Below are 12581 nucleotides of genomic sequence, written 5' to 3' on the forward strand. Positions count from 1 at the left end.
CACCGTCTCGCGTCGGGTGCTCCCCGGCCGGAACCCCACCGCGCGAGAGGCGGTGGGTCAGGTCTCGAAGACCTCGAAGGAGGTGGCCAGGGGCACCCCGGCCCACTCCCCCGAACGCACCGCACCCTCCCGCAGGAAGGTCCGTTGGTCGAAGCCGTCCAGGTTGGCCAGGTACACCTCGTGCGCGTCCAGTGAGGCCACACCCGCGGCGAGGTCGTCCTCAGCCAGTTCGACGTAGTGGGTGGGGTCCGGGGCCGCACCGAAGGCCACGAACCGCACGCCCCGCCAGCGTTCCAGCCCTTCAGCCAGCTGGTCGGTGAACACCCAGCGGTTGTCGGCGTCGCGGACCGCGTCCAGCAGGGCCGGGCCCAGGACCCGGTGGTCGGCGTGGTTGAACCCGCCTCCCCCGGCGAAGTGCTCACGGAAGTTGATGGAGACGATCACGTCCGGCCGGTGTCTGCGGATCGCCCCGGCCAGGGCCCGGCGCAACGGCAGGCCGTACTCCAGGGTGCCGTCGGGGAAGTCCAGGAACTCCACGGTGGAGGCCCCGACTGCCGCCGCCGAGGCACGCTGCTCGGCCATCCGCAGGGGCGCGCAGGCCGCCGGGTCCAGGGAGTCGATCCCGGCCTCGCCCTGGGTCACCAGGAGTTCGACGACCTCCTTCCCCTGTGCGGTCCACCGGTGGAGCGCCGAGGAGACACCGAACTCCAGGTCGTCCGGGTGGGCCACCACCGCCAGGGCGCGGCCCCAGTCCTCGGGAAGCGGCCGGGGAGCGCTGTTCTTCGTTGTCTGAGCCATATGGCCCACATTACGGAACGGCGCACCCCCGGACACGGTTGTCCACAGGCCGGATCGGTGAGGACTCAGGAACCGGTGGTCGGTCCGTCCGCGGAACCGCTGGGCGGTCCGCTCGCCGAACCGTTGGGCGAACGGCCGGCGTTGCCGGTCTGGGCCGCCTGCTGGGCCGCACGCTGCTGCGCGGCGGCCGCCATCTGCTCCTGGATCTTCTTGGGCACGGTGATCTGGAGGAGCTCGTTGGGCGGCACCGGCTGATCGCCGCGCACCACCACGATGTTGGCGAAGACCTGCTCGATCTCGGACATCACCTCGGGCTTGCTGGCGCCCTCGCCGCGGATCACGCCGCGCAGCACCCACCGCGGTCCGTCCACGCCGATGAAGCGCACCCGCTGGCCCAGCTGTCTGCCGTCCTCGGTCTTCTTCCCCTTGATGGGGATGACCGCCTGGAGCTCGGGACCGAAGGTGCCGTCGTGGTCCTCGGCCTTACCGCCCTGCTGCGTGACCTGCTCGCGCAGCTCCTCACGCATCTCGTCCCACAGCCCGGACGACTTCGGCGCGGCGAAGGGCTGCACCTGGAGCGCGGTCTTGCCGCGCACCAGGGTGACCCCGATGATCTTCTGCTTGTTCTGCTTGTCCTGGGCGACGTTCACCTGGATCTCGGTGCCCTGCTCCATCGGCAGGAGCATGCTGCCCAGGTCCATCCGCTCGGCCTCGGGGGCGTCCTCGGTGGAGTCCCACGGTCCGGTCAACCGGTACTGGTCGGCGTCCTTGGCGGGCTGCTGGGAGGCACGCTCCGGCTCGATCTCGTTCTCGAACGAGACCGCGCCCGCGGCGCCCTGCCGCTGCGACCGGGCCTCCGTCTCCGTGGCTCTCTCGGTCTCTTTGTCCCGCTTCTTGCGGCGGCGTCCAAACACGCCTTCACCTCTCCGCTTCTTCCGTAGGTCCCGGGATCACACCGGGGAGTCAGGGGACGTTCACCGCTGCGCGGCGTGGCCCCCGGTCGAACCGAAACCACCCGCACCGCGCACCGAGTCGGGGAGCGTGTCCGCCTCGACGAACTCCGCCCGCTCCACGCGCTGGATCACCATCTGGGCGATCCGGTCGCCGCGCGCGATCGTGACCGGGGTGTCGGTGTCGGTGTTGAGCAGGGTCACCCGGATCTCCCCCCGGTACCCGGCGTCGACGGTCCCCGGGGCGTTGACGACCGTGACCCCGTGCCGGGCGGCCAGCCCGGACCTGGGGTGCACGAAGGCCGCGAAACCGTCGGGGAGGGCGATGGCCAGACCGGTGGGGACCGTGGCGCGCTGTCCGGGGTCGAGCCGGACGTCGACGGCGGCGTACAGATCCGCCCCCGCGTCACCAGGGTGGGCGTACGCGGGCAGCGGGAGGCCGGGGTCCAGGCGCCGGACGGTGATGGTCAACTGTCCGGCTTCCAGGGATGAGGTACTCACATTCGCCGAGCCTATCGCTCCCAGGGCGCTGCCTTGGTGTCCAGCGTGCCGGAACGACGGGGGCGGATCCGAAACGTGTTCGGACCCGCCCCCGGTGCGTCTTCGCCGGTGTCGCCTACTCGGTGGTCTCGGCCAGGGTGACCTCGACGCTCAGCTCACCGTCGTCGGTGGTCTCGAAGTCGATCGCAGCGGCGCGACCCGCCGCGGCGATGTCGCCGGAGGCCGCGCGGGCGGACTCGGCCTGCTTTCCGGAGACGCGGACGAGCTCGACCTCGGCGCGCATGGACAGCTTGGCCTCCGACTTGGCCTTGCGGACCGCCCGCAGCACCTCCGCGGTGGCGGCCAGGACGGCCGGGTCCCCACCGGCGGCCGCGGCGCGGTACTCGGCGGCGTCGGGCCAGCTCTGGGCGTGCACCGAACCGTCCTGCCACCAGCTCCAGACCTCGTCGGTGACGAAGGGGACGAAGGGTGCGAACAGCTTGTGCAGGGCGCCCAGAGCGATGAGCAGCGCCGCGCGGGCGGAGGCGCCCTCGGCGGCCTCGGTGTCGTAGGCCCGGGTCTTGACGAGCTCCAGGTAGTCGTCGCAGAAGTCCCAGAAGAAGCGCTCGGTGCGCTCCAGGGCCCGGGTGTGGTCGTAGGCGGTGAAGGCCGCTGTGGCCTCCTCGACCACGTCCGCCAGCGCGGCCAGCATCGCCCGGTCCAGGGGCTCGGTGACCTGGGACGGGTCGGTGGTGGCGTTCTCACCGGCGACCGACATGACGAACTTGCTGGCGTTGAGGATCTTGATGGAGAGTCGGCGGCCGACCTTCATCTGGCCCTCGTCGAGAGCGGTGTCGGTGCCCAGACGGCCGCTGGCCGCCCAGTACCGGACCGCGTCGGAGCTGTACTTCTCCAGCAGGGCGACCGGGGTGACGACGTTGCCCTTGGACTTGGACATCTTCTTGCGGTCCGGGTCCAGGATCCACCCGGAGATACCGGTGGTGCTCCAGGGCAGGCTGCCGTTCTCGAAGTGGGCGCGGACCACCGTGGAGAACAGCCACGTGCGGATGATGTCCTGCCCCTGGGGGCGGAAGTCCATCGGGAAGACCCGCTCGAACAGGTCCTGGTCGCGTTCCCAACCCGAGGCGATCTGCGGGGAGAGCGAGGAGGTCGCCCAGGTGTCCATGACGTCCGGGTCGCCCATGAACCCGTTGGCCCGGCCCCGCTGGTCCTCGGTGTAGCCGGCGGGCGCCTGGGAGCTGGGGTCGATGGGCAGCTGGTCCTCGGTGGGCAGCAGCGGCGCGTCGTAGTTCGGGTTGCCGTCCGCGTCCAGCGGATACCAGACCGGGAACGGGACGCCGAAGAAACGCTGACGGCTGATCAGCCAGTCGCCGTTGAGGCCCTCGACCCAGTTCTCGTAGCGCTGGCGCATGTGCTCGGGGTACCAGGTGAGCTCGCGGCCGCGCTCGATGAGCTGGGCGCGCACGTCCTCGTCCCGGCCGCCGTTGCGGATGTACCACTGGCGGGTGGTGACGATCTCGAGGGGCTTGTCGCCCTTCTCGTAGAACTTCACCGGGTGGGAGATGGGCTTGGGGTCGCCGACGAGGTCGCCGCTCTCCTTGAGCAGCTCGACGGTGCGCTCCCGGGCGGTGTGGACGGTGGCCCCGGCCAACCGGGCGTAGGCCTCGCGGGCGGTGTCGGACTCGACGCCCTTGGGCGGGTCCGCGATGACGCGGCCGTCCCAGCCGATGATGGGGCGGGTCTCCAGCTGGAGCTCGCGCCACCAGGTGACGTCGGTGGTGTCACCGAAGGTGCAGATCATCGCGATGCCGGACCCCTTCTCGGGGTCGGCGAGGCGGTGCGCCTTCACGGGGACCTCGACACCGAAGACCGGGGTGGTCACGGTGGTGCCGAACAGGTCCTGGTACCGCTCGTCGTCGGGGTGGGCGACCAGGGCGACACACGCGGCCAGCAGCTCGGGACGGGTGGTCTCGATGTGGACCGGGGTGCCGTCCGGCTTGTGGAAGGCGACCTTGTGGTAGGCGCTGGGACGCTCGCGGTCCTCCAGCTCGGCCTGGGCGACGGCGGTGCGGAAGGTGACGTCCCACAGGGTGGGCGCCTCCGACATGTAGGCCTCGCCCCGCGCCAGGTTGCGCAGGAAGGCGCGCTGGGCGGCCGCGCGGGAGTTCCCGTCGATGGTGGCGTAGGTGTGGCGCCAGTCGACGCTCAGGCCCAGACGGCGCCAGATGGACTCGAAGACCTTCTCGTCCTCGACCGTGAGGATGTCGCACAGCTCGATGAAGTTGCGGCGGGAGATGGGGACCTGCCGCTTGGGGTCGGGCTTGTGCGGCGGCTGGAAGTCCGGGTCGTAGGGGACCGAGGGGTCGCAGCGCACGCCGTAGTAGTTCTGGACGCGGCGTTCGGTGGGCAGGCCGTTGTCGTCCCAGCCCATCGGGTAGAAGACGGCCTTGCCGTTCATCCGCTGGAAGCGCGCGACGGTGTCGGTGTGCGTGTAGGAGAACACGTGCCCGATGTGCAGCGAACCCGAGACCGTGGGCGGCGGGGTGTCGATCGAGTAGACGTCCTCGCGGCTGCGGGTGCGGTCGAAGTGATAGACGCCGGACTCATCCCATACGTCCACCCACTTCGCCTCGATACCGTCCAGCGAAGGCTTGTCGGGCATGCGGAAGGAATGAGAGCGGTTGGTCATGCGGGCAATATTAGCCCTCCGCGCGCCCTGGTCGCTCCCGGTTTTCCCCCTCTGGCAGGGAGAACGGGGGCGGGCCACGGCGGCGGGCGCCGCCGCGCGGNGTGAAAGGATTCCCCCAGCGGACCGCGTCCGCGCGCACCATCGTACGCACTAGGGAATGGTGAACGATTCACATGGCAAAGAAGGACGGTGAGGTCGCACCGGTCATCATCGGCATGGTCGCGGGATTCGCGGCCGAGTTCGTCACACGCAAGGCTCTGAGCTTCGCGTGGACGCGCGCCACCGGTGAGGAGCCGCCCACGGACCTGGAGTCCCCGGACGTCAGCCTGGGCCGTGCCCTCGGCTGGGCCGTGGTGGCGGGAGTGGGCGTCGAGGTGGCCAGAGTGCTGGCCGTCCGCGCCGCCCGCAAGCAGATGGTCGGCTCCGGCGGGCGGGACCTGGAGGTCTGAGCCCCGCCCGCGCCGGGCAGCTCGCGACGACGGTGGACGGCCCACCACATGGGATCGAACCCACGTGCGGTCGGCCGTCCACCGTCGTTCTGCGAGCCACCGTCCGACGGTCGAACGGATCCGGTTCCGGCACCCCTCAGCATCCTCGGATACCGTGGGGAGACGGGCTAGGAACCGTCGCCGTCAGTGTCAGGCGCACTCCTTGCAGACCAGCTGACCGGCGCGCTGCTCAGCGAGCTGACTGCGGTGGTGCACCAGGAAGCAGCGCGAGCAGGTGAACTCGTCGGCCTGGCGGGGAAGCACGCGCACGGCGAGCTCCTCGCCGGACAGGTCGGCACCGGGAAGCTCCATGCCCTCGGCCACCTCGTCGGGGTCGACGTCGATGGTGCCGGTGCCCTTGTCCACGCGCCGCGCCTGCAGCTCCTGGAGGCTGTCCTCGTTGATGTCCTCGTCAGTCTTGCGCGGGCTGTCGTAGTCGGTCGCCATCTCTGCTAACTCCATCCCCCTCGTTTAGTGCCTCGTCGCGCGGGTGTAACGCTTGAGAGACCTTCGTTGTGCCCGAATCGGCCGACGAGTTTTCCCGGTGTCATCCGACCGTGCCCCCTCCCGGGTCACAGTCCACAGGTCAGCAGCACTTTCACGGGATCGTGACCGGAGGCGGCCAAGGTTGGGTGGCCCCTCACGGGTCGTTCCCTGCGGTACTACCCGACACCGGGTGTCTCGTAGACCCGAACACACGCTTGCGCCCACATGCCGGACCAGCCTGGAGCACTCCCCCGAGTACGGGCGAAAACCCAGACATGCCCACGTCAGGAGGGATTCCCTCCGTGTCCACGCCCGGGGAAGCATACCCACCGCAGGTCGACACTCGTGACAGGGGTGGGCGTGTCTTCGGACACGTATAGATACCACGAAGCTGGGCGGTACGCAGCTTGGCCCCCACCTCTATCGACGTTCCGCGTTCTCCGTCCCGCCACCCGAAGGCACGGGCAGGCACACCGTGACGACCAGACCGCCGCCCGCGCGCGGCCACGCCGTCACCACGCCAGCGTGGGCGCGCACCACCGATCGCACGATGGACAGACCCAGACCGGCGCTGCGCCCGGAGCCCACGCGGTCGCCGGAACCGCGCCGGAAGGGTTCGAACAGGCCCTCGATCTCGTAGGCGGGGATGACCTTGCCCGAGTTCTCCACCTGGACGGCGGGCATCCCCTCGTACATGCCGCTGCGGACGGTGATCTCGCCTTCGTCGACGTTGTACTTGAGGGCGTTCTCGACCAGGTTGGCCACGAGGCGTTCCAGCAGCACGGGGTCGCCGACCACCGGGGCCGGACGCAGGTCCTGACGCAGCGAGAGCCCGGACTTGTCGATGTCGCCGGAGAGCTGGCTCAGGACCGTTCCGGCGACCTCGCTCAGGTCGACCCTGGCCTTGGACTCCAACTCGCGGTCGCTCTTGGCCAGGAACAGCAGGCCGTCGATGAGGCGTTCGTGGCGGGCGTTGGTCTCCAGGAGGGTCTGTCCGACGCTCTTGAGGTCCGGCGAGACGTCCGGGGCGCTCAGGGCCACCTCCAGGAGGGTGCGGTTGATCGCCAGGGGCGTACGCAGCTCGTGGGAGGCGTTGGCGACGAAGCGCCGCTGCCCGTCGAAGGCCCGGTCGAGGCGTTCGAGCATGCCGTCGAAGGTGTCGGCGAGCTCACGGATCTCGTCGTCGGGTCCGGACAGGGCGATGCGCTCGTGCAGGGAGCGTTCGGAGAGCCTTCTGGCGATGCGGGTGATCTTCTGGAGGGGCGACAGCGCACGGCCCGCCACGGCGTATCCCAGGGCCACCGCGAGCAGGCCCACGAGGAACAGGGCGAGCAGGGAGAACCGGGTGACGTGGGTGAGGACCTGCTCGATGTAGTGGCTGTTCTCGATCAGCTCCGCCGGGCTCTCCTCGGCGAGGAGCGCGTTGAGCAGGACCGCGACGACCAGGTAGTTGACCAGGACCAGCAGGGAACCCGCCGCGAAGAACAACATCCCGTAGATGAGTGTGAGGCGGGCACGCAGGCTGAGGTTGTCGGTGAAGCGGTGGACCGTGGCGTGGACGGTCGTGTGCGCGGAGGAGCGTTCGGCTCCGTCGCCGCTCGGGGCGACGGAGTTCAGGCTGCGCCAGGTCCCGGTGTCCCCGGGGCGGGTGGGTTCGACCTGCCCGGGTTCCGGGCGCTCCCCCGGTCTCACAACCGGTACCCCGCCCCCGGAACGGTCTGGATGACCGGTGGGTCACCGAGTTTCTTGCGCAGGGTCATGACGGTGACCCTGACGACGTTGGTGAACGGGTCGGCGTTCTCGTCCCAGGCCTTCTCCAGCAGCCCCTCCGCGCTCACCACGGTCCCCTGGGCGCGCATGAGCACCTGGAGGACGGCGAACTCCTTGGGGGTGAGCGAGACCTCGCGGTCGTCGCGGCGCACCTGGTGGTTGGCGGGGTCCAGGGTGATGCCGCCCCGCTCCAGCACCGGCGGCAGCGGGGGCGCGGAGCGCCGTCCCAGGGCGTGCACGCGGGCGATGAGCTCGGCGAAGGCGAAGGGCTTGGCCAGGTAGTCGTCGGCCCCCAGGGTGAGTCCCTCGACCTTGTCATCGACACCGTCGGAGGCGGTGAGCATCAGGATGCGGCCGTTGTAGCTCTCGTTGACCAGGGAGCGGGCGACGTCGTCCCCGTGCGTGCCGGGGAGGTCGCGGTCCAGGACGACGACGTCGTAGTCGTTGACCGAGGTGTACTCCAGCGCGGTGTCGCCGTCGTAGACGACGTCGACCGCCATGGACTCCCTCCGCAGCCCGACCGCCACGGCGTCGGCCAGGACCCGTTCGTCTTCGACCACGAGTACGCGCAAGGTTGTCCTTCTGGAGCGTCGGTGTCTGGAAACAAAAAGGGGGCCGCTGCCGGCGCATCCCCCAACACACCGGCAGCGGCGTTCTTGGTCCCGGCCGCGTCAACCGTTCTCCCACAGTGGAGGTAAGGAGACGGTAAACCCGTGGGTTTCCTCGTTCCCCTCGCCCCCGTGTGGCACGGGCGCTGGGCCGGGAGCCTTGCGGCTCCCCCTGTGCACGGGGTGGCCGCCGCCGGCGAATCCCCCAACCGTCGGCGACGGCTCAACCCCGCACATCTCAAATCTGACACATCAAGAATAAGAAACAAGTAAGCACAAGCCCTGTTCGGAAAATGTGTCTTGCGACACTCTTTGCCGTCGCTTGACCCGTGCTCACGCGCCCGTGTCCGGCTCGGTGCCGGCGTCCCGCTGAGGCGGACCTTTTCATTCTACGGAAGCGGCTCCTCCCCCGCCGGGGAATCACGGAATCGTCACACGCGGGGGGTGGGAGTTTGACCTGGATCACAGTGCGGTAGAGGTAGGAGACGCACGCGTGGACACCGGGAACCCACCCGGACCGCGACGGGCACGCATGTCACAGGGTCGTGACGTCTTCGATTCGTGCGTACGCGCAGGCGTGCGCATACGGATTGCGCCGGGGCACCACCATGCCCCGGTGCCTACCCCTGGAAGAGGTGCAATGGGCGAGTTCATGGCGGAGATCAAGGTCCGTATCCATGAGACCTACCGGTCGATCGAATCGGCGAGGGACGCCGGGGACGAGTTCCTCGCCGACACCCATGCGTCAGAGCTGGAGGATCTCTACCGCATCGCGGCCCGCAACGGCGTCGACGCCCACTCCTGACCGGAGCGGCGGACGCCGCCCCCGGCTCTCGCGGCTCCGGGGCAGGCTACGTCGGGGCGGGGCGCGCCACCTCCTCGTGAGGGGTCGCGACCCCGTCTCCCCCGCGCCCCGGGTGCCACCGGCACCCGGGGCGTCCTCGTGTCCGCGTCAGCCGTCGGTGTCGGCGCCGAGCGGCGCCAGGAGGGCGTCGAGGTCCTCGTAGAGTCCGGGGCGGGCGGCGATCACCAGGTCGTTGCTGGGCGGCCCCGCCTGCGGTCCGCCCACGCGCAGACCGGCCTCGCTGGCGACCAGTCCGGGAGCGGCCCAGTCCCACAGGTGGAGTCCGCGCTCGTAGTACGCGTTGTAGCGCCCGGTGGCGAGGCCGGTGATGTCGACGGCCGCGGACCCGACCCGGCGGATGTCACGGATGTACGGAATCACCTCAGTGAGCACCTTCGCCTGCTGGAGGCGGCGTTCGGGGAGGTACCCGAAGCCGGTGGCGACCAGGGCCCGGTCCAGCGGCACCGCCTCGGGTGCGCGGAGCACCCGGCCGTCGAGCCGGGACCCGCCGCCCAGGACGGCTTCGAACATCTGCCCGTGCGCAGGGAGGTGGACGGCGGCGGCCACGATCACGCCGTCGATCTCCGCGCCGACCGCCACACCCCAGTCGGGGCCTCCGTACAGGTAGTTGACGGTGCCGTCGATGGGGTCGACGACCCATCGAACGCCGCTGGTCCCCTCGACCCCGCCGCCCTCCTCCCCGAGGACCGCGTCGCGCGGTCGTGCCGCGAGCAGCCGGTCCCGGATCAGGTCCTCGGTCGCGCGGTCCATCTCGGTGACGACGTCGGTGGGGCTGGACTTGGTGTCCAGAACGGTGATTCCCTCCTGCCCCTTGGCCGCGAACTTCCCGGCCTCGGCCGCCACAGCGACGGCCAGGTCCCGCAGCTTCTCCGGATCGTGGGGGGACTGGATGGTGGTCACATGCACCCTTCCGCTCGTGGTGTCCGGGTCCGTCGTGCCCGGAGCGTCCGCCACCGCACTCTATGCGGCGCTCCCTTCCCGCACCGGAGGAACGGACGGCCCCCGGACGACGGGGGAGGGCCCCGGGCGTGTGCCGGGACCCTCCCAGGAGTGCGTGCGCCGAAAACGCCCTAGAGCAGCTCGGGCTTGATCCACTCCTTGCCGTGGACGTGGTGGTCCAGGAAGGCGAAGATCGTCTCGTACCAGACCTGTGCGTTGCCCGGAGAGAGGATCCAGTGGTTCTCGTCCGGGAAGTACAGGAACTTGGCGTCGACCTCGTGCAGGAGGAGGTCGCGCCACAGGCGTAGGCCCTCGCCGATCGGCACCCGGTAGTCCTTGTCACCGTGGATGACCAGCATCGGCGTGCGAATCTTGTCCGCGTGCAGGTGGGGCGAGTTGAGCTGGTAGCGCTCGGGCTGGGCCAGGGGCGTGCCGAACTCGCTCTCCCAGACCGGCGGGTAGTCGGTGGTGCCGCTGAACCCGTCCAGCTGCCACAGGGAGGCGTGGGAGACGATCGCCTTGAACCGGTCGGTGTGCCCGGCGATCCAGTTGGCCATGTACCCGCCGAACGAGCCGCCCATCATGGCGGTGTGCTCGGCGTCGATGTCCTCGCGGGCCTCGGCGGCGTCGGTGATGGCCATGACGTCCGCGTGCGTGCGCGGACCCCACTGGCCCCACGCGCGGCGCAGCATGTCCTGGCCGTACCCCGTGGACAGCGCCGGGTCCGGGAGCAGGACCGCGTAGCCCCGGGCCGCCAGGATCCACGGGTTCCAGCGCCAGCTCCAGCCGTTGAAGCTCATGTAGGGGCCGCCGTGGACCCACAGCATGAGCGGGGCGGGCGACTCGGCCGAGGCCTCCTCGGGCAGCACCAGCCAGGAGCGGACGCGGGTGCCGTCGTCGGCGGTGGTCTCGATCTCGGTGAGGGTGCCCGGCATGCTCAGCTCGGAGCCGGGGGTGCGCAGGTACGCGGGCTGGCCGTCGGTGGCGTCGGCGTCCAGGCGGACCGGTGCGGGCGGGGCGTCCCAGGCGTCGCGCAGGGCGAAGACGTGGCGGCCGTCCGGGGACGGGTTCAGGGCGCTGTAGGCCCCGTGGTCACCGGTGATCCGGGTCAGCTCGCCGGTGGCCACGTCCAGGCGGAAGACCGGGCGGCGGCCGTTCTGGTCGGCGATGAGGAAGACCGTGCCGGAGTCGGCCGACCACGCGTAGTCCCGGGGCCAGAGCTCGTGGTCGGGCAGCAGGTCGCGGCCCTCTCCGGTGGCCAGGTCGGTGATCCACAACGTGGCGTCGCGGGGCTCGCCGTGGTAGCTGCCCTCGGTGGTCGCCCGCGTCAGGACCCTGGTGCCGTCCGGGGAGACCAGGGGTCCGCCGAACTCGTAGGCGGCGTCGGGGCCGCCCACGACGGTGCGGCGGTCGCCGGAGTCGGTGTCTATGGCGACGACCTCGTCGCGGCGGGAACCGCCGGCGGTGGGCACGGCCCAGCCGATGACCAGGGTGGAGCCGTCCGGGGTCAACTCGGGGGCGGAGCCGAGCAGGGCCAGGCCCGCGTCGGAGGTGAGGTCGCGGGGCTCGCCGAGGCGGGCCTCGTCGTCCTCGGGCGGGGTGGCCGTGAACACGCGGGGGTGGTCGGGGCCGATGTCGCTGTCCCAGGAGCGGACCGGGAGCGCCTCGTGGAGGATCGCGGTCACTCCGGCCTCGTCACGAGCCTTTCGCGCCTCGGTGTCGGCGTCGGCGTCCTCGGAGCGGGGCAGGAGGTTGCTGGTGAAGGCGACCAGCCCGGAGTCGCGGGCGACCGTGAAGGCGCCCACACCGGCGGGTCGTGAGGCGACCTGGCGGGCCTCGCCTCCGTCGGCGGGGAGCAGCCACAGGGCGGACTTGGGCTTGTCCTCGGCCTTGGCCTCGGGGTCGACCCGGCCCGTGGTGAAGAGCACCGAGCCGTCGGGGAGGAACTCGGCGTTGGACTCGCCCTTGGTGGAGCGGGTGAGGCGCCTGGGGGCGCTGCCGCCCTCGGCCTCCGGGGCGACGTCGATCTCCCACAGGGCGCTGCGGAAGGACTTGGCGTCGGGGGCGATGTCGCTCACGGGCGCGACGAGTCGGGTGCCGTCCGGGGACAGGCGCAGCCCGTTGACACGGCGGAGGCGGACGTATTCTGGAAGTTCATACCAGGAACGAACCAAGACAGTTACTCCTGAAAAGGTCGACTTGTGGTCCGAGTCGACCCTATCGCCCCCGGTGACCTGAATCACCCCACCTCAGAGGTGGTCAACATTGTTGACACGGGGGCGCGTGGGGAGCCGGTTTCTCAGGAGGTCGGCGCCGCTCCCCCGCCCATGACGCCCAGGATGTGGCGCAGGCTGTTGTTCACGTGGGCCGACGCCGCGCGCGCCGCCTCGTCCTCGGCGCCCTCGCCCACGGCGGCGCAGATCAGGGCGTGCTCGCGGGCACTCAGCGCCATACGGTCCGGGGTGCGGCGGGCGATCCGGCGCAGCC

Annotated in this window: 13 protein-coding genes (1 of these 13 cut by a window edge); 2 read left to right on the top strand and 11 right to left on the bottom strand. The window is 70.6% G+C overall.

Translation table 11 applies throughout. The features are described 5' to 3' along the window. Positions 1 to 57 precede the first annotated feature (57 nt). The 4 genes from D452_RS0115110 to valS form a co-directional block, all read right to left on the bottom strand. Positions 58 to 798: a PIG-L deacetylase family protein gene (locus tag D452_RS0115110; protein WP_017544994.1), complete on the bottom strand. Its 741-nt coding sequence runs from the start codon at positions 796 to 798 to the stop codon at positions 58 to 60. 65 nt (positions 799 to 863) lie between these two features. After that, positions 864 to 1712, bottom strand: coding sequence for a DUF3710 domain-containing protein (locus tag D452_RS0115115; protein WP_017544995.1), 849 nt, complete (start codon positions 1710 to 1712; stop codon positions 864 to 866). 60 nt (positions 1713 to 1772) lie between these two features. Beyond that, entirely contained in the window at positions 1773 to 2249 is a 477-nt protein-coding gene (dut, locus tag D452_RS0115120; protein ID WP_026129334.1) for a dUTP diphosphatase, read from the bottom strand. 115 nt (positions 2250 to 2364) lie between these two features. After that, positions 2365 to 4938 carry a valine--tRNA ligase gene (gene valS / locus D452_RS0115125; protein ID WP_017544997.1) on the bottom strand — a complete coding sequence of 858 codons (2574 nt, stop codon included), beginning with the start codon at positions 4936 to 4938 and terminating at the stop codon, positions 2365 to 2367. Between the two features lie 173 nt (positions 4939 to 5111). Here valS and D452_RS0115130 point away from each other — a divergent pair, with 173 nt between their 5' ends. Continuing rightward, a complete protein-coding gene (locus tag D452_RS0115130) occupies positions 5112 to 5387 on the top strand; it encodes a DUF4235 domain-containing protein (protein ID WP_017544998.1) in 276 nt (91 codons plus the stop codon). A 189-nt stretch (positions 5388 to 5576) separates the two neighbouring features. Here D452_RS0115130 and D452_RS0115135 read toward each other — a convergent pair whose 3' ends face one another. The 3 genes from D452_RS0115135 to D452_RS0115145 form a co-directional block, all read right to left on the bottom strand. Next, positions 5577 to 5873, bottom strand: a complete 297-nt coding sequence (locus tag D452_RS0115135; RefSeq protein ID WP_013153901.1) for a DUF4193 domain-containing protein — start codon at positions 5871 to 5873, stop codon at positions 5577 to 5579. A gap of 459 nt (positions 5874 to 6332) precedes the next feature. Continuing rightward, on the bottom strand, positions 6333 to 7604 hold the full coding sequence (locus tag D452_RS0115140) for a sensor histidine kinase (RefSeq protein ID WP_017544999.1): 1272 nt from the start codon (positions 7602 to 7604) through the stop codon (positions 6333 to 6335). Continuing rightward, the gene (locus D452_RS0115145; protein ID WP_017545000.1) at positions 7601 to 8254 is read right to left on the bottom strand and encodes a response regulator transcription factor; all 654 of its coding nucleotides are present in this window, start codon (positions 8252 to 8254) and stop codon (positions 7601 to 7603) included. Before D452_RS0115145 ends, D452_RS0115140 begins: the two co-directional genes overlap by 4 nt. A gap of 676 nt (positions 8255 to 8930) precedes the next feature. On the opposite strand from D452_RS0115145, the gene D452_RS30895 reads away from it, so the two are divergent. After that, positions 8931 to 9095 (top strand): hypothetical protein, encoded by a 165-nt coding sequence (locus tag D452_RS30895; RefSeq protein WP_017545001.1) that lies wholly within the window; start codon positions 8931 to 8933, stop codon positions 9093 to 9095. Between the two features lie 147 nt (positions 9096 to 9242). Here the strand turns inward: D452_RS30895 and D452_RS0115155 are convergent, their stop codons facing one another. The 4 genes from D452_RS0115155 to D452_RS31415 all read right to left on the bottom strand — a co-directional run. Further along, positions 9243 to 10055 (bottom strand): inositol monophosphatase family protein, encoded by an 813-nt coding sequence (locus D452_RS0115155; protein ID WP_017545002.1) that lies wholly within the window; start codon positions 10053 to 10055, stop codon positions 9243 to 9245. A 170-nt stretch (positions 10056 to 10225) separates the two neighbouring features. After that, on the bottom strand, positions 10226 to 12268 hold the full coding sequence (locus D452_RS0115160) for a S9 family peptidase (RefSeq protein ID WP_017545003.1): 2043 nt from the start codon (positions 12266 to 12268) through the stop codon (positions 10226 to 10228). A gap of 125 nt (positions 12269 to 12393) precedes the next feature. Continuing rightward, on the bottom strand, positions 12394 to 12546 hold the full coding sequence (locus D452_RS31410) for a GntR family transcriptional regulator (RefSeq protein WP_017545004.1): 153 nt from the start codon (positions 12544 to 12546) through the stop codon (positions 12394 to 12396). Then, on the bottom strand, positions 12537 to 12581 hold the 3' end of the coding sequence (locus D452_RS31415; RefSeq protein ID WP_449289519.1) for a GntR family transcriptional regulator. 516 nt of this gene lie beyond the right edge of the window; 45 of the gene's 561 nt are visible here — the last part of the coding sequence; the start codon falls outside the window, past its right edge; it ends in the stop codon at positions 12537 to 12539. The genes D452_RS31410 and D452_RS31415 overlap by 10 nt, the downstream gene beginning before the upstream one ends.

This window comes from Nocardiopsis prasina DSM 43845 (assembly GCF_000341265.1).
GTDB lineage: Bacteria > Actinomycetota > Actinomycetes > Streptosporangiales > Streptosporangiaceae > Nocardiopsis > Nocardiopsis prasina.